This is a genomic window from Kitasatospora sp. NPDC101157 (genome assembly GCF_044768255.1).
Lineage (GTDB): Bacteria > Actinomycetota > Actinomycetes > Streptomycetales > Streptomycetaceae > Kitasatospora.
Genome location: NZ_JBIWPL010000005.1, coordinates 409,086 through 424,615 on the forward strand (window position 1 = coordinate 409,086; position 15,530 = coordinate 424,615).

General features: G+C 73.6%; 13 protein-coding genes. 5 read left to right on the top strand and 8 right to left on the bottom strand.

The window, feature by feature from the left end:
* Positions 1-621, bottom strand: a complete 621-nt coding sequence (locus tag ACIRVF_RS14410; RefSeq protein WP_402816611.1) for an L-threonylcarbamoyladenylate synthase — start codon at positions 619-621, stop codon at positions 1-3.
* A gap of 94 nt (positions 622-715) precedes the next feature.
* Between ACIRVF_RS14410 and ACIRVF_RS14415 the strand changes: the two genes are divergently transcribed.
* Positions 716-2,059: a cytochrome P450 gene (locus tag ACIRVF_RS14415; RefSeq protein WP_402816613.1), complete on the top strand. Its 1,344-nt coding sequence runs from the start codon at positions 716-718 to the stop codon at positions 2,057-2,059.
* A 116-nt stretch (positions 2,060-2,175) separates the two neighbouring features.
* Here ACIRVF_RS14415 and ACIRVF_RS14420 read toward each other — a convergent pair whose 3' ends face one another.
* From ACIRVF_RS14420 to ACIRVF_RS14430, 3 genes are all read right to left on the bottom strand, one after another.
* On the bottom strand, positions 2,176-3,369 hold the full coding sequence (locus tag ACIRVF_RS14420) for an MFS transporter (protein ID WP_402816615.1): 1,194 nt from the start codon (positions 3,367-3,369) through the stop codon (positions 2,176-2,178).
* Positions 3,370-3,413: 44 nt separating this feature from the next.
* Complete coding sequence (locus ACIRVF_RS14425) at positions 3,414-3,887, bottom strand: RrF2 family transcriptional regulator (RefSeq protein WP_402816617.1); 474 nt, start codon at positions 3,885-3,887, stop codon at positions 3,414-3,416.
* A gap of 101 nt (positions 3,888-3,988) precedes the next feature.
* Positions 3,989-4,402, bottom strand: a complete 414-nt coding sequence (locus tag ACIRVF_RS14430; RefSeq protein WP_402816619.1) for a Fur family transcriptional regulator — start codon at positions 4,400-4,402, stop codon at positions 3,989-3,991.
* 210 nt (positions 4,403-4,612) lie between these two features.
* On the opposite strand from ACIRVF_RS14430, the gene katG reads away from it, so the two are divergent.
* A complete protein-coding gene (gene katG / locus ACIRVF_RS14435; protein ID WP_402816621.1) occupies positions 4,613-6,829 on the top strand; it encodes a catalase/peroxidase HPI in 2,217 nt (738 codons plus the stop codon).
* A gap of 66 nt (positions 6,830-6,895) precedes the next feature.
* On the opposite strand, the gene ACIRVF_RS14440 is transcribed toward katG, so the two are convergent.
* From ACIRVF_RS14440 to ACIRVF_RS14450, 3 genes are all read right to left on the bottom strand, one after another.
* The gene (locus ACIRVF_RS14440) at positions 6,896-7,582 is read right to left on the bottom strand and encodes a response regulator (protein ID WP_402816623.1); all 687 of its coding nucleotides are present in this window, start codon (positions 7,580-7,582) and stop codon (positions 6,896-6,898) included.
* On the bottom strand, positions 7,579-8,841 hold the full coding sequence (locus tag ACIRVF_RS14445) for a sensor histidine kinase (RefSeq protein WP_402816625.1): 1,263 nt from the start codon (positions 8,839-8,841) through the stop codon (positions 7,579-7,581). Before ACIRVF_RS14445 ends, ACIRVF_RS14440 begins: the two co-directional genes overlap by 4 nt.
* A 164-nt stretch (positions 8,842-9,005) precedes the next feature.
* On the bottom strand, positions 9,006-9,533 hold the full coding sequence (locus ACIRVF_RS14450) for a hypothetical protein (protein WP_402816627.1): 528 nt from the start codon (positions 9,531-9,533) through the stop codon (positions 9,006-9,008).
* 416 nt (positions 9,534-9,949) lie between these two features.
* Between ACIRVF_RS14450 and ACIRVF_RS14455 the strand changes: the two genes are divergently transcribed.
* Both ACIRVF_RS14455 and ACIRVF_RS14460 read left to right on the top strand, forming a co-directional pair.
* Entirely contained in the window at positions 9,950-10,129 is a 180-nt protein-coding gene (locus ACIRVF_RS14455) for a hypothetical protein (RefSeq protein ID WP_030279901.1), read from the top strand.
* Between the two features lie 193 nt (positions 10,130-10,322).
* Positions 10,323-13,508, top strand: coding sequence for a type 2 lanthipeptide synthetase LanM family protein (locus tag ACIRVF_RS14460; RefSeq protein ID WP_402816629.1), 3,186 nt, complete (start codon positions 10,323-10,325; stop codon positions 13,506-13,508).
* 23 nt (positions 13,509-13,531) lie between these two features.
* Here the strand turns inward: ACIRVF_RS14460 and tsaD are convergent, their stop codons facing one another.
* On the bottom strand, positions 13,532-14,629 hold the full coding sequence (gene tsaD, locus ACIRVF_RS14465; protein WP_402816631.1) for a tRNA (adenosine(37)-N6)-threonylcarbamoyltransferase complex transferase subunit TsaD: 1,098 nt from the start codon (positions 14,627-14,629) through the stop codon (positions 13,532-13,534).
* A gap of 163 nt (positions 14,630-14,792) precedes the next feature.
* Between tsaD and ACIRVF_RS14470 the strand changes: the two genes are divergently transcribed.
* A complete protein-coding gene (locus ACIRVF_RS14470) occupies positions 14,793-15,395 on the top strand; it encodes a superoxide dismutase (RefSeq protein ID WP_402816633.1) in 603 nt (200 codons plus the stop codon).
* The last annotated feature ends 135 nt before the right edge of the window (positions 15,396-15,530 follow it).

Below are 15,530 nucleotides of genomic sequence, written 5' to 3' on the forward strand. Positions count from 1 at the left end.
TCACTCGAAGCGCGACGGGTCGCCCGCCCCGCGCCGGACGATCTCCGCCTCACCGCCGGAGAAGTCGACGACCGTGGTCGGTTCGGTGCCGCAGTCGCCGGAGTCCACCACCGCGTCCAGCACGTGGTCCAGCCGCTCCTTGATCTCCCACCCCTGGGTCATCGGCTCGTCCTCGCCGGGGAGGATCAGGGTACTGGACACCAGCGGCTCACCGAGTTCGGCCAGCAGCGCCCGGGTGACGGCGTGGTCGGGGATCCTGACACCCACCGTCTTCTTCTTCGGGTGCAGCAGTCGGCGCGGGACCTCCTTGGTGGCGGGCAGGATGAAGGTGTAGCTGCCCGGTGTCGCCGCCTTGACGGCCCGGAAGACGTAGTTGTCCAGCTGGACGAACTGCCCGAGCTGGGCGAAGTCCTCGCACATCAGGGTGAAGTGGTGGCGTTCGCCGAGGCGCCGGATCGAGCGGATCCGCTCCAGGCCCTCGTGGTTGTCCAGTCGGCAGCCGAGCGCGAAACAGGAGTCGGTCGGGTACGCGATGAGCGCCCCGGACCGCACGCTGTCGGCCACGGTGCCGATGGTGCGCGGCTGGGGGGACTCTGGGTGCACGTCGAAGTACTTCGCCATTGGCCGACCTTACGGGATTCCGGCCGCCGATCGCTGCAACCGCGACGTCCCGGGTTCTGGCGGGCCGCCGACCGGCGGCGTACGGTCGGCAGCCATGGGCTTCGACCAGGCGCGGGTGAACCGGATCTTCCGGCCGGAGACGTACGCGGAGGGTGTGCCGTACGGGCTGTTCCGCGAGCTGCGGGCGCAGGCGCCGGTGTGCTGGGTGGAGGAGCCGGCGGTGGGGGAGTGGCCGGCCGGGCCCGGCTACTGGGCGGTGCTGCGGCACCCGGACGTGAAGCACGTGCTGCGCAGCCCGGAGGACTTCTCCTCGCACCTCGGCGCCACCCAGATCCGGGACCCGGACACCCCGGCCGACCTGGCCTTCGCCCGCACCATGATGCTCAACCAGGACCCGCCCGACCACTCCCGGCTGCGCCGGGCCGTCGCCGCCGCCTTCACCCCGCGCGCGCTGCACGAGCTGACCGCTGCCATCGAGCGGCGCGCGGCCGAACTCGTCGCCGCTGTCCGCCCCTTGGGCGAGGCCGACTTCGTACCGGTCGCCGCCGACCTGCCGGTCCGGACGCTGGCCCGCATCCTGGGGGTGCCCGACCAGGACCGGCAGCTGCTGGTCGACTGGTCGAACCGGGTGATCGGCTACCAGGACCCGGACCACGCCCGGTCCAGCACCGCCGACCCGGCCCGGCTCACCGACCTGGGCCGCGCCGCGCTCGCCCGGCGCCCCGGCGCCCTCACCACCGTCGACGGCCGCCCGCTCAACCCGCGCTCCCGCGCCGCCCTCTCCGACATGTTCGGTTACGCCCACGCGCTCGCCGAACAGCCCCCGCCGGGCAGCATGGTCGCCCGGATGCTGGAAGCGGGCCTGAACACCGGCGAGTTCGAGACCATGTTCTTCCTGTTCGCCGTCGCCGGGAACGAGACCCTGCGCAACGGCCTGCCCGGCGCCCTGTACTCCCTCCTCCAGCACCCCGACCAGTACCGGGAGTTGTGCCGTCGGCCCGAACTGATCGGCTCGGCGGTGGAGGAGTTGCTCCGGTTCTGGCCGCCGGTGCTGGAGTTCCGGCGCACGGCCGCCCGGGACGTGGTACTCGCCGGGCAGCGGATCCGCGCCGGCGACAAGGTGGTGGTCTACCACGCCTCCGCCAACCGGGACGAGGCGGTCTTCCCCGCCCCGGACCGCCTCGACCTCGCCCGCAGCCCCAACGACCACGTCAGCTTCGGCTTCGGCCCGCACTTCTGCGTGGGCGCCCGGCTGGCCAGGATCCAGCTGACGGCCCTGCTCCGCCGCATCGTCACGGAACTCCCCGGCCTGGAACTCGCCCCGGGCCCGCCCCCGCAGCGACTCGTCTCCAACTTCCAGAACGGCCTGAAGGACCTGCGCGTCCGCTGGCGCCGGCGGGGCGGTCCTGAAGCAGGGGCAGCTGGGCCCCGGCCCTGAAGGGCGGCTCCGCGGGTGCCCCGGACCCGGGGCCGCGGGTGTACTCGCTTGACCCCGGCGGGCCCTCCGCCCGGAGGTCCGCGGCGGCTCCCGGGCCCTCACCCCGCACCGACCGGTCAGCCGGTGCTCCGAGCGGTCCACCGCAGGAAGCCCAGCGCCAGCACCGCGAGGCCCGCGCCCAGCCCGTACACCGCGCCGGCCCCGGAGCCGAGCGTCGCGCCGCCGAGCAGGGTGCCGAGCCCGATCCCGACGTAGATCGCGGAGGAGTTGAGCGACACCACCAACGGGGCTTCCTGCGGGGCGGCTTCGATCAGCCGGTGCTGCTGGGCCGGCGTCTGGCACCAGCTGCTCGCGCCCCAGAGGAGCACCAACAGCCCGACCGGCGGAACGACTCGCCCGTTCAGGGCCGCCAGCCATGCCAGCGCCCCGAGCGCGGCCGCCATGGTCGCGTAGCCGGCGGTCAGGACCGCCGGCGAGCCGAAGCGGTCGGTCGCCCACCCGGCGCCCAGGTTGCCGACGACCGCGCCCAGCCCGTACAGGAAGAGCATCCACAGCACCGACCGCTCCGGCACCCCGACCGCGCCCAGCACCGGCACGCTGTACGCGTACGCGGTGTAACTCGCGCCCATGCCGAGGACGGTGAGCGGCAGGACGGCGAGGACGGCCGGCCGCCGCAGCACGGCGAGCCGGGTGCGCAGCGGTACCCGGGCGTTGCCCGGCAGTTGCGGCATGACGGTGCGCAGCACCAGGGCCACCAGCAGGCAGAGCCCGGCCACCACCCCGAGCGCGGTGCGCCAGCCGAACCAGTGCCCGGCGGCGTTGCCGAGCGGTACGCCGAGCGCCGTCGCGGCGGTCAGCCCGCCGATCACCACGGCCAGGGCGCGGGCCCGCAGTTCGGGCCGGACCAGCGAGGCGCTGACGGCTCCGGCGTTGGGCGTGTAGGCCGCCGCGCCGACGGCCGCGACCACCCGGGAGGCGAGCAGGACCGCCATGGAGGGGGCGAGTGCCGAGCCGAGGTTGGCGAGGCCGAGGGTGGTGAGCGCGGCGGTCAGCAGGGTGCGGCGGGGGAGCCGGGCGAGCAGGGTGGCCAGGACGGGGGAGAGCAGGGCGTACGCGGCGGCGAAGACGGTGACCGACTGGCCCGCCGTGGCCGGGGAGACGTGGAGGTCCCCGGCCATCGACGGCAGGAAGCCGGCCACCACGAAGGCGTCCGTCCCGACGGCGAAGGTGCCCAGCGCGAGGACGAGGGTGGAGGACAGCCCGGTGGTGGCCGGTCGTGGTGGGGCGCCGGAAATCAGGACATCGGACATCCAGGTTCTCCTCGGAAAGAAACCGGGAAGGGATCGGGTTCGTTTCAGCCGGTCAGACGCGCGTAGGTCCGCCGGGTGCGCTCCGCCGCCCCGGCCGGTGCCTCCGCCATCAGGTCGGCGACGGTCCGCCCGGCGAGCTCCCGCCGCCAGGCCAGTTCGGCACGGCGCATCGCGGTCGACACTCCGCACGGGCGGCGGAAGTCGTCAGCGGCGGCCGCCGCGCCCTCGGTGCGCTGCCGGATCTCGGTGCAGCGGAACAGTTCCTCCGGGCCCTCGATGGCGGCGACCACGTCCATCAGGGTGATCTGCCCGGGCGGCCGTCCCAGTCGGAAGCCGCCCCGGGCGCCGGGCGTGGAGCTGAGGATGCCCGCCCGGACCAGCGCCTGTAGGCGCTTGGTCAGATAGGCGGGCGGGAGGTCGAACCAGGCGGCCAGCCGGGCCGTCGGCACGGGGTGTTCGTCGCCCAGCCAGGCCAGCGTGAGGCAGCAGTGCAGGCCCCACTCGACTCCCTCGCCCATGCGCACAACCAGGACACTACACATCCTGGTTCAATCCCGGAAGGCCACCGGCGCCCCCGGAGGCCGGAAGCCAAAAGTCGGAAGCCGGAAGCCGGAAGCGGTCAGCCCGCGCAGGCCGGGCAGAGCCCCCGGTAGGTGACCTCGGCCCCCGAGACGGCGAAGCCGAAGCGCTGCTCGGCCGGGAGGTCGGCGAGCGGATCGCCGACGGGGTGGACGTCGCGGATGGCGCCGCAGCCGGTGCAGACCAGGTGCTGGTGCGGTCGGTGGGCGTTGGGGTCGTAGCGCTTGGCGCGCCCGTCCGTGGACACCTCGATGACCTCGCCGAGGGTGACCAGTTCGCCGAGGGTGTTGTAGACCGTCGCGCGCGAGATCTCCGGCAGGCGGTCGGCCGCGCGGGCGTGCACCTCGTCGGCGGTCAGGTGCACGTGCTCGCCGTCCAGGACCTCCGCCACGACACGCCGCTGGGAGGTGAGGCGCCAGCCGCGCTCGCGCAGCCGCTCCAGCAGGTCACTCATACGGTTCACCTATTCAGGTCACGGGGAAGACCGGAGTTTACCAATCGACATCCGCTGCGGTCCGCTTCCCGACCGGATATGGGTTTGGTGTCTTTCTTGACTTGGATTCCGTCCATCGTAGGATCGGCTCCGGCGCTAGCCTGGGCAATAGCAGTAGGTGCCGTAGGTAGCAGATAGACACCGTGATCCGCCTTGTAGGGAAGGATTCCCATGTCTGAGAACCACGATGCAACCGGCGTAGAGGCGAGCGCGGGCGGCTGCCCGGTCAACCACGGGCGCGCGCTCCACCCCACCCAGGGCGGCGGGAACCGCCAGTGGTGGCCGGAGCGGCTGAACCTGAAGATCCTCGCCAAGAACCCCGCCGTGGCCAACCCCTTCGGCGCGGACTTCGACTACGCCGAGGCGTTCAACGCCCTCGACCTCCCGGCCGTCAAGCGGGACATCCAGGAGGTGCTCTCCACCTCGCAGCCCTGGTGGCCGGCCGACTTCGGCTACTACGGCCCCTTCATCATCCGCATGGCCTGGCACAGTGCCGGCACCTACCGGATCAGCGACGGCCGCGGCGGCGCCGACGGCGGCCAGCAGCGCTTCGCCCCGCTCAACAGCTGGCCCGACAACGCGAGCCTGGACAAGGCCCGCCGGCTGCTCTGGCCGGTGAAGAAGAAGTACGGGCGCAACATCTCCTGGGCCGACCTGATCGTGCTGGCCGGCAACGTCGCCCTGGAGGGCATGGGCTTCGAGACCTTCGGCTTCGGCGGCGGCCGGGTCGACGAGTGGGAGCCGGACGAGGACGTCTACTGGGGCCCGGAGACCACCTGGCTGGGCGACGAGCGCTACACCGGCGACCGCGAGCTGGAGAGCCCGCTGGCCGCCGTCCAGATGGGCCTGATCTACGTCAACCCCGAGGGCCCCAACGGCAACCCGGACCCGATCGCCGCCGCCCGCGACATCCGCGAGACCTTCTACCGGATGGCGATGAACGACGAGGAGACCGTCGCGCTGATCGCCGGCGGCCACACCTTCGGCAAGACCCACGGCGCCGGCCCGGCGGACAACGTCGGCCCGGACCCGGAGGACGCGCCGATGGAGCAGATGGGCCTCGGCTGGAAGAGCGGCTTCGGCACCGGCGTCGGCGGCGACGCGATCACCAGCGGCCTGGAGGGCATCTGGACCCCCACCCCGACCAGCTGGGACAACAGCTTCTTCGAGACGCTGTTCGGCTACGAGTGGGAGCTCACCAAGAGCCCGGCCGGCGCCCACCAGTGGAAGCCGAAGGACGGCGCCGGCGAGGGCACCGTGCCGGACGCCCACGACCCGACCAAGCGGCACGTCCCGATCATGCTCACCACCGACCTGTCGCTGCGCTTCGACCCGGTGTACGGGCCGATCTCCCGGCGCTTCCTGGAGAACCCGGCGGAGTTCGCCGACGCCTTCGCCCGCGCCTGGTTCAAGCTCACCCACCGCGACATGGGCCCGGTCGTGCGCTACCTCGGCCCCGAGGTGCCGAGCGAGCAGCTGCTCTGGCAGGACCCGCTGCCGACCGTCTCCTACCAGCAGATCGGCGCGGCGGACGTCGCCGACCTCAAGCGGCGGATCGCCGAGACCGGCCTCTCGGTCTCCGAGCTGGTCTCCACCGCCTGGGCCGCGGCCTCCTCCTACCGCAACAGCGACAAGCGCGGCGGCGCCAACGGCGGCCGGATCCGGCTCCAGCCGCAGGCCGGCTGGGAGGTCAACGAGCCCGACCGGCTGGCGGGCGTGCTGCGGGCCCTGGAGGGCGTGCAGCGGGACTTCAACGCCCAGGCGGGCGACAAGCAGGTCTCGCTGGCCGACCTGGTGGTGCTGGCCGGCGGCGTCGGCATCGAGCAGGCCGCCAGGGCGGGCGGTCTGGCCGTCGAGGTGCCGTTCGCGCCCGGCCGGGTGGACGCGTCGCAGGAGCTGACCGACACCGAGTCCTTCGCCGCGATGGAGCCCAGGGCGGACGGGTTCCGCAACTGGGTCGGCAAGGGGAACCGGCTTCCGGCCGAGTTCCTGCTGCTCGACAAGGCCAACCTGCTGGGCCTCAGCGCTCCCGAAATGACCGTCCTGGTCGGCGGGTTGCGCGTGCTGGGCGCCAACCACCAGCAGTCCTCGTACGGCGTGCTCACCGAGACCCCGGGCGTGCTGACGAACGACTTCTTCGTCAACCTGCTGGACCTGGGCACCAGTTGGCGGTCCACCTCGGAGGACGCCCACACCTTCGAGGGCCTGGACGCCTCGGGGCAGGTCAAGTGGACCGGCACCCGGGCCGACCTGGTCTTCGGCTCCAACTCCGAACTGCGCGCCGTCGCCGAGGTGTACGCCGCCGACGACGCCAAGGAGAAGTTCGTGGAGGACTTCGTCGCGGCCTGGGTCAAGGTCATGAACGCGGACCGCTTCGACCTGGTGTGACCTCCGTGAGGTGAACGGGAGCCCGGGGTGCCGACCAGCCCCCGGGCTCCCGTTCGTCTCCACGGCCTACGGCGTTCCGGGCGTTCCCACGCTGACCAGCCCGGTCTCGTACGCCGCTACCACCACCTGGGCCCGGTCCCGCAGCCCCAACTTGCCCAGGATCCGGGCCACATGGGTCTTCACCGTCGCCTCGGACAGCTGGAGCCGGGCGGCCAGTTCGGCGTTGCTCAGGCCGCGGGCGAGCAGCCCCATCACCTCCAGCTCGCGCGGGGTGAGGGTGGCCAGCTCCCGGTGCGGGGCGGCCGCGTCGGGGGCGGCCGGGCGGGCGAACCGCTCGACCAGGCGGCGGGTGATCGCCGGGGCGAGCAGCGCGTCGCCGGTGCGGACCAGCCGGACGGCGGCGGCCAGGTGCTCCGGGGTGACGTCCTTGAGCAGGAAGCCGCTCGCCCCGGCGGCCATCGCCGCGTAGACGTAGTGGTCCAGGTCGAAGGTGGTCAGGATGATGATCCGGGGCGGGTTCTCCGTACCGCGGGCGAGGATCCTCCGGGTGGCCTCCAGCCCGTCCAGGCCCGGCATCCGGATGTCCATCAGCACCACGTCCGGTCTGCTCCGGCGGACGGCGGCGACGGCCTGCTCACCGTCCTCGGCCTCGGCGACCACCTCGATCCCCTCGGACTCCAGGATCAGCCGGAACCCGATCCTGACCAGTGCCTGGTCATCGGCGACCACCACGCGCAGGGGCTGCTCGTTCATCGACTCTCCAGCGGTATCGAGGCCGTGACGCGGTAACCGCCGTGCGGCCGGGCGCCGTCGTGCAGGGTGCCGCCGTAGACGGCGAGGCGTTCGCGCAGCCCGAGCAGGCCGCGTCCGTTGCCGGTGGCGGCCGCACCGGTGGGGCGTCCGCCGGTGTCGGTGACCTCCACCCGCAGGTGGTCGGGGGCGTAGTCGACGGTCACCTCCGCGTCGGCGCCGCCCGCGTGCTTGACGGTGTTGGTCAGCGCCTCCTGGACGACCCGGTAGGCGGCGAGCTCGACCCCGGGCGGGACGGCCCGACGCTCCCCGCGTACGGTCAGCTCCACCGGCAGCCCGGCCCGGCGGACGCCCTCGACCAGGGCGTCCAGCCTCCCGAGGCCGGGCAGCGGGCTCAGGTCGGCGCTCGCCGCCGGGTCGTCCTCCCCGGTGTCCGAGTCGATGGTCAACAGGCCCATCACCTGCCGCAGTTCGGTCATCGCCGCCCGACCGCCGGACTCCACCGCGACCATCGCCTCCCGGGCCCTGTCGGGGGCGGTGTCCAGGATCTTGCGGGCGGCTCCGGCCTGGATCGTCATCATGCTCACGTTGTGGGTCACCACGTCGTGCAGCTCCCGGGCGATGCGGGCCCGTTCGTGCTCCACCGCGCGCTGCAGCGCGGCCAGCTGCGCGCGTTCCAGCGCGGACAGCCGCTCCCGCTCCTCCTCCAACCGGCGGCGCCACATCCGCAGTTCGTGGGCGACCGCGAACACCGGCACCAGGACGAGCAGGGCGACCACCCCGTTCGGGAAGTGCGGCAGCTTGGCCATGTCGAACAGCACCACGAGCGTGCCGGCGGCGGCCGACAGGCTCAGCAGCAGGGCCTTCGAGTGGCGTCCGTACGCGGCCGCGCCGTAGGCGGCGACGATCACCACCACGCCCTCCCAGAACGCGATGTCCTCGTGCTGCCCCCGCACCAGCAGCGCGGCCGGCAGCACCGTCCACAGCACCGCCAGCGGGTGGCGCCGGCGCAGTGCCAGCGGCAGCGGGACGAGCGGCACCAGCAGCAACAGCCCGTGCCAGGTGGCGCCGGGCGGCGTGGCGTGAGCGCCGTGAGCGCCGTGCGTACCGGCCGCGACGGTGGCGTAACGGCCGCAGGTGTAGGAGAGGAACAGGGCCAGGGCCAGGTCGAAGGCCTGGCCGCGCCGGGTCGGCCGGGGCGGGGGAGCCGGGCTGCCCGCTCCGCCGCCCAGCAGCCGTCGCACTGCGGGGTGGTTGATCACCGGGACATTGTCGCGGTCGGCCCCTGCCCCGGACAGCCCCGCGATCGGCGGCAGCCCGTACACCGGTCGACTACACCGGAGGGATGACACCGCTGCTGCACGGCCTGACGGCGAACAGGTCGGCGGGGCGCGGTGCCGGTGCTCCGCCGGATGGCTTGAGCCCCTCAGCCCTCCCTGCGCTCCTCGGCCTTCTTCCCCTCGGCCTTCCCCTCGGCCTTCTTCTCTGCCGCCCGGACCTGCTCGGCGAAGGTGTGCTCGTCGATCCGGTCGAGCACCGCCCCGTGCTCGGCGGCCAGCCCGTCCGCCGGGCCGGGCGAGGACTCCCGCACGTCGAGGGCGAGCAGCGCCCCGCCGTCCGGCACCCGGGGCGACAGCACGATCATCGCGGCGCCGGCCTCCGTCGCGTACCGCTCCTCGGCCGCGTTGCCCAGCGCGGCGCCCGCCGTGAAGCCCAGCAGCACCCCGACCGGCCCGCCGAGCAGGCCCACCAGGCCGCCCAGCACACCGGAGCCGACGGTGGCCACGCCGGCCCCGCGGGTGAAGGTGTCCCGCACCTCCAGCACGCCGTCGGAGCTGCGCTCCAGGGCCGCGACCGCGTGCAGGCCCGGCAGGTGCTGCGCCGCCTCGAAGGCGGAGCGCCAGGTGGTGGTGTCGGGGAAGGTCAGCAGGACGAGGTTGCGCTGCTCGCTCATCGCACTCCGATCGGGCTGGGGGTTGGCGCTTGGAGGTTGGAGGCCGGGGGTTCGGCACCAGGGGTCCGGGGTTTGGGGGTCGGGGGTTCGGGGGTCGGGGAGTCCATCGTGACCCCTGGATGCGAGCTGCTGCCACAGGAACGACCGGTTCAAACCACCGCCGCGGTTCACCTCGGGCGCACCACCCGTATTCCGGCCAGGTGTGGGATCGCCCGAACGATCGGACGGCGGGCCGCAGGGGGCCGGCACCGGACGCGGCCTGGGAGAACGGGGTCGGCGCGGTCGGGCGGGCGCTATTTCGATCCTGGCCGAAAGAAGGGCAGGTGGTGCGCATGCCTATGGTGTGCCCCGGGCGGCGCTGCCAAGATCCGGAACCGGCACACCCGTGCCAGACCCGAACGCTTGGAGGAGGCAGCATGCAGCCCACGGCTGAGCAGGTTCGCGCACTCAAGGACGAGGACTTCCGGCTCACCCTCGGCCAGGGCCACCAGGTCCACCCGGCCGGGGAGCTCGCGGACGAGCTCTACGTCACCGCCGCGGTGCTCAACAGCACGTGTGACGGCTGGTCCAGCTGCGGTCGCGTCTGCAGCTACTGAGCCCGGGTCCGGTGTCGGCCCCGAACCGGTCGTGCGGCCGGTTCGGGGGCCGTGCCGGACGGGCCCTCGGTGTCACCACCGATACCCGCGTCACCGCGTTACCCCGTTACCCGCGTCACCGCGTTACCCCCGTTACCGGCGCAACCCGTGCAACCTGTGCAACCCGTGCATTCCAGAGAGGCAGCACCGCCCCGTGGTCGACACGTCCGAATTCCTACGGGCTGCCGCCCGGGCCGTCCCGCTGAACGCCCGGGGCCGGGCGACGGAAGGACTCCACCCGGCGGTCGCCGGCACCGGTGACGAGGACCGCAGCGAACGCGCCGCCCGGAAGCTGGAGCGCTGGCGGACCCAGGCGCCGTTCGACCGGGCCGACTGGTTCGCCCGCCGCCTCGCGTCCGACGGACTCGACCCGGACGCCGTCCACGCCCTCCTCGCCGAGCACCCCGACGCACTCGCCGCCCGGCTGGACACCCACCCGTGGGCCGAGCGCCTCGCCGCCGCGTTCGAGCGGCCCGGCACCCTGGACGTCCCCGAGGAGCACGAGTTCGCCCGGCTCGTCGCCCCACTGCTCGCCGCCGCCCGCGACCGCCTGCGCGCCGGACTCGCCGCGCTGGACGCCCCGTCCCTCGGGACCCCCGAGGAGCTGGCCGCCCTCGCCCTGCCCGCGCTCACCGCCACGGCTCACGGGATGGCCACCCGGACGGTCATCACCGAACTCCATGTCGCCCGGCTGAGCGGCGAGTTGACCGCCGACACCCCCGAGCGGCGCTACCGCGACTTCCTCGACCGGCTCACCCGACCCGAACAGGCGCTCCGCCTCCTCGCCGAGTACCCGGTCCTGGCCCTGCGCCTCACCACCCTCGCCGAACAGTGGACCGGCACCACCCTCACCCTGTTCGGCCGCCTCGCCACCGACCTGCCCGCCCTCGCCCGCACCTTCGCCGACGGCCGCCCGCTCGGCCGGCTCACCGAACTCGCCACCGGCCTCGGCGACCCGCACCGCGGCGGGGCCACCGTCAGCTCGCTGCGCTTCGAGCACGGCGTCCGAGTCGTCTACAAGCCCCGGCCGCTCGGCGCCGAGACCCACTTCCAGCAGATCCTGCAGTGGCTCAACCCGCAGCTGCGCCTGCCCCTGCGCGACCTCGCCCACCTGGCCGGCGACGGCTACGGCTGGGTGGCCCACGTCACCGCCGAACCAGCGGCGGACGAACACGAGTTGCGCGCCTTCTACCACCGGGCCGGCGCCCTCGCCGCGCTGATGTACGTCCTCGACGCGGTCGACTGCCATGCCCAGAACCTGCTCGCCGTCCGGGACCAGCCCGTCCTCATCGACCTGGAGGCCCTCCTCCACCCCGACCTCCACGAGCCCGCCAAGGACCTGTCCGAATCCGAGCGCCTCGCCCGCCACCAGGCCCGGCACTCGGTGCTGCGCTCCGGCCTGCTCCCCGAGCGCATGTGGGACGAGGGCAACGGCGGCGCCGACATCTCCGCCCTCGGGTGGGACCCGGCCGGCCTCCCGCCCCGCCCCGTGCCCGTCCTGGTCAACCAGGGAACGGACGAACTGCGGCTGGAGTACCGGAGGATGCCCGTCGAAGCCCCCGGCAGCCGGCCCGTACCGGCCGGGCGTCCGCTGCGACCGGCCGACCACCTGGCGGAGCTGGAGGCCGGCTTCACCGAGGCCTACCGGCTGCTCGCCGCCGACAAGCCCCAACTCCGCAAGATGATCAGCGCGTTCGCGGCCGACGAGACGAGGCTGCTGCGCCGCGACACCTTCGAGTACCGCACCCTGCTCAACACCGCCTGCCACCCCGACCTGCTCCGCGACGCCCTCGACCAGGACCGCCACCTCGACCGGCTCTGGGCGCTGGTCGGCTGGGAGGAGCAGACGCTCGCCTTCGTCGAACACGAGCGCGCCGACCTGTGGCGCGGCGACGTGCCCGTCTTCACCATCCGCCCCGACAGCGTCGACGCCCGCTCGTCCACCGGCGCACCGGTCCCGGGCGTCACCGACCGGCCCGCGCTCGAACTCGCGCTCGCCAAGGCGGACGCCCTCGGCGAGGACGACCTCACCCGCCAACTCCAGCTGCTGCGGCTCTCGGTGACCACCGCGGACGGGGCGCGCGAACCCGGCCGGGCGGTCGCCACGGCCCGTTCCGGCGCACCCGTCGAACCGGGGGACAACCTGGCCGACCGCGCTCTCGGCAAGGCCGTCGAAGCCGGTGAACAGCTGCTCAGCGAGGCCTACCGCGGCAGCGCCGACCTCGCCTGGGCCGGTCCCAACTGGGCACCGCCCGGCCGCTGGGCCCCCGCCGAACTCGGCCCGGACCTGTACAGCGGCACCGCGGGCATCACCCTCTTCCTCCATCAGCTGGCCCTGGCCACCGGTGACCGGTCGCACCGGGATGCCGCCCGCGCGGCCGAACTGACGCTCCGTCACCAGATCCGGCGGCGTGCCGACCGGCTCGGCGGCGGCCTGTCCGGAACCGGCGGCGTACTGTACGCGCTCGCCCAGTTCGCCGCCCACCACCCGGACCCCGAACTCGACGCGCTCGGCGCCCTCGTGCTCGACCGTGTCACCGCCACCGTTGCCGAGGACACCCAGTACGACCTGCTCGCCGGAGGCGCCGGCACCATCGGCGGTCTGCTCGCCTGGGAGGCCGTCCGCCCCGGTCCCGCCGTCACCGACGCCCTGGCCGCCTGCGCCGAACGGCTCGTCCGGGCCGCCGCCCCGCACCCCGAGGGCGGCACCGGCTGGCTGCCCGCCGCCCTCGCCGGGACCGCGACCCGCCCCCTGGCCGGCTTCGCCCACGGCGGCTCGGGCATCGCCTGGGCCCTGGCCCGCGCCGGGCACCGCCTCGGCGACCCCCGCCTACCCCAACTCGCCCTCAGCGCGGTCGAGTACGAGCGCACCCTGTTCGACGCCACCGAGGGCAACTGGCGGGACGTCCGCGAGGACGACGGCGCCCCCTCCTACCCCGCGCTGTGGTGCCACGGCGCCTCGGGCATCGCCCTGGCCCGCACCTCCCTCGCCGAACTCCTCCCCGACCAGCGGGACTTGCTCCTCACGGAACGCGACACCGCCCTCGACACCGTCCTCCGGGACGGCTTCGGCCACAACTCCTCGCTCTGCCACGGCGACCTCGGCAACCTGGAAGCCCTCCACCGCGCCGGTGACCGCTGGCAGACCGCCACCCGGCACCGGGCCCGCGCCGCCCTGGACGCCCTGGACGACCGGGGCTGGACCTGCGGCCTGCCGCACGGTGCCCACAGCCCCTCCCTGATGGTGGGCCTGGCCGGCATCGGCCACGGCCTCCTCCGCCTCGCCGCCCCCGCCACCACCCCCGCCGTCCTGATCCTCGAACCGCCGAAGCAGCACTGATCCCACGAACCGGCAGGTCCGGCCTACGGCACCGGCACCGGCACCGGGGCGGGAACCGGAAACGGAACCGGACTGAGCGCCGCGAACTCCAGCGGTGCCGACGGGTCCACCGACAGCCCGGCGGGCGCGGGCTCGGCGCCCGCGCGGACCAGCAGGTCCCCGATCGCCGCGACCATCGCGCCGTTGTCGGTGCACAGCCGCAGCGGCGGCACCCGAAGGGTGATGCCGGCCGCGGCGCAGCGCTCTTCGGCGAGCGCCCGCACCCGGGAGTTGGCCGCGACCCCGCCGACCACCACCAGGGTGTCGATCCCGTGGTCGGTGCAGGCCCGCACCGCCTTGCGGGTCAGCACGTCCGCGATCGCCTCCTGCAGGGCGGCCGCCGCGTCCGGGACGTTCGGTTCGGACCGGGACTCGACCCAGCGGGCGGCGGCGGTCTTGAGGCCGGAAAAGGAGAAGGCGTACGGGTCGTCGTGCGGCCCGGTGAGCGGGCGCGGCAGCCGTACCGCCGCCGGGTCGCCGGTGCGGGCGGTGCGGTCGACGGCCGGACCGCCGGGGTAGGGGAGGCCCAGGATCCGGGCGACCTTGTCGAAGCACTCGCCGGCCGCGTCGTCCAGGGTGTCGCCGAGGTGGACGATCGGGTCCCGGGCGAGATCGCGGACCAGCAGCAGCGAGGTGTGCCCGCCGGAGACGATCAGCACGACGCACGGGTCGGGCAGCGGCCCGCCGTCGAGGGTCGCGGCGGCGACGTGCCCGGCGAGGTGGTGCACCCCGTACAGCGGGACGCCGAGCGAGAAGGCGTAGGCCTTGGCGGCGGCGACCCCGATCCGCAGGGCCCCGGCCAGCCCCGGACCGGTCGTCACCGCGACGGCCCCGACGTCTGCCAGGGTCAGCCCGGCCCGGTCCAGGGCCTCCCGGACCACCGGCGCCATCGCGTGGACGTGGGCCCGGGCGGCGATCTCCGGCACCACCCCTCCGTAGCGGGCGTGCTCGTCCATCGACGACGCCACCGCCTGCCCGAGCAGCACGCCGTCCCTGACCAGTCCCGCGCCGGTCTCGTCGCAGGAGGACTCGATGCCCAGCACCACCACCGGTGCCCCTGGTGCCGCTGCCGCCCCTGTCATACCCACTCACCCTTGTCGGTCATTACACGATCAGATGACCATTGTGCCCGACGGGATGTGAGGAATAAGCAGGAGCCCATGCTTCGTTTCTGCAACTCATACGCAATAGTGTTGTCCCGGCACGATCGTCATCGCTCAACCCGCCGAAAGGGGCCGTGTCCTGATGGGCACCTACCAGCTTCCCGACCTGCCGTACGACTACTCCGCGCTTGAGCGGGCCATGTCCGCCGAGATCCTGGAACTGCACCACTCCAAGCACCATGCCGCGTACGTCAAGGGCGCGAACGACACCCTGGAGCAGCTCGCCGAGGCGCGCGACAAGGAGCAGTTCGGCGGCCTGGTCGGGCTGCAGAAGACCTTCGCCTTCCACCTGTCCGGCCACGTGCTGCACTCGCTGTTCTGGCAGAACCTCTCCCCGGAGGGCGGCGACCGCCCCGAGGGCGAGCTGGCCGACGCCATCACCGAGCACTTCGGCAGCTTCGAGGCCTTCAAGAAGCAGCTCACCACCGCCACCACCGGCGTCCAGGGCTCCGGTTGGGGCATCCTCTCCTGGGAGCCGCTCGGGCAGCGCCTGATCGTCGAGCAGGTCTACGACCACCACGGCAACGTGGGCCAGAACACCACCCCGCTGCTGGCCTTCGACGCCTGGGAGCACGCGTACTACCTGCAGTACCGCAACGTCCGGCCCGACTACGTCACCCGTCTGTGGGACGTCGTCAACTGGCAGGACGTCTCGACCCGGTTCGCCGCCGTCAAGGGCGCCTGAGCGCCGATCGCGCGGGGCCCCGGACCGGTCGGGCGGTCCGGGGCCGTCCCCGCGCTTTCCACCGTTCCGGCCCGTCACGGCCGTTGACACCCGTTGACGCCTGGTGACGCGCGTTGTCACCGGGCACGGCAGTCA

What these genes read in the sequence shown, in the direction of transcription:
- ACIRVF_RS14470 (WP_402816633.1), top strand. Translation starts at nt 14,793, where the DNA reads ATGGGCACCTACCAGCTTCCCGACCTGCCGTACGACTACTCCGCGCTT.
- ACIRVF_RS14425 (WP_402816617.1), bottom strand. Translation starts at nt 3,887, where the DNA reads ATGGGCGAGGGAGTCGAGTGGGGCCTGCACTGCTGCCTCACGCTGGCC.
- ACIRVF_RS14415 (WP_402816613.1), top strand. Translation starts at nt 716, where the DNA reads ATGGGCTTCGACCAGGCGCGGGTGAACCGGATCTTCCGGCCGGAGACG.
- tsaD (WP_402816631.1), bottom strand. Translation starts at nt 14,629, where the DNA reads ATGACAGGGGCGGCAGCGGCACCAGGGGCACCGGTGGTGGTGCTGGGC.
- ACIRVF_RS14455 (WP_030279901.1), top strand. Translation starts at nt 9,950, where the DNA reads ATGCAGCCCACGGCTGAGCAGGTTCGCGCACTCAAGGACGAGGACTTC.
- ACIRVF_RS14430 (WP_402816619.1), bottom strand. Translation starts at nt 4,402, where the DNA reads ATGAGTGACCTGCTGGAGCGGCTGCGCGAGCGCGGCTGGCGCCTCACC.
- ACIRVF_RS14420 (WP_402816615.1), bottom strand. Translation starts at nt 3,369, where the DNA reads ATGTCCGATGTCCTGATTTCCGGCGCCCCACCACGACCGGCCACCACC.
- ACIRVF_RS14410 (WP_402816611.1), bottom strand. Translation starts at nt 621, where the DNA reads ATGGCGAAGTACTTCGACGTGCACCCAGAGTCCCCCCAGCCGCGCACC.
- ACIRVF_RS14450 (WP_402816627.1), bottom strand. Translation starts at nt 9,533, where the DNA reads ATGAGCGAGCAGCGCAACCTCGTCCTGCTGACCTTCCCCGACACCACC.
- ACIRVF_RS14440 (WP_402816623.1), bottom strand. Translation starts at nt 7,582, where the DNA reads ATGAACGAGCAGCCCCTGCGCGTGGTGGTCGCCGATGACCAGGCACTG.
- katG (WP_402816621.1), top strand. Translation starts at nt 4,613, where the DNA reads ATGTCTGAGAACCACGATGCAACCGGCGTAGAGGCGAGCGCGGGCGGC.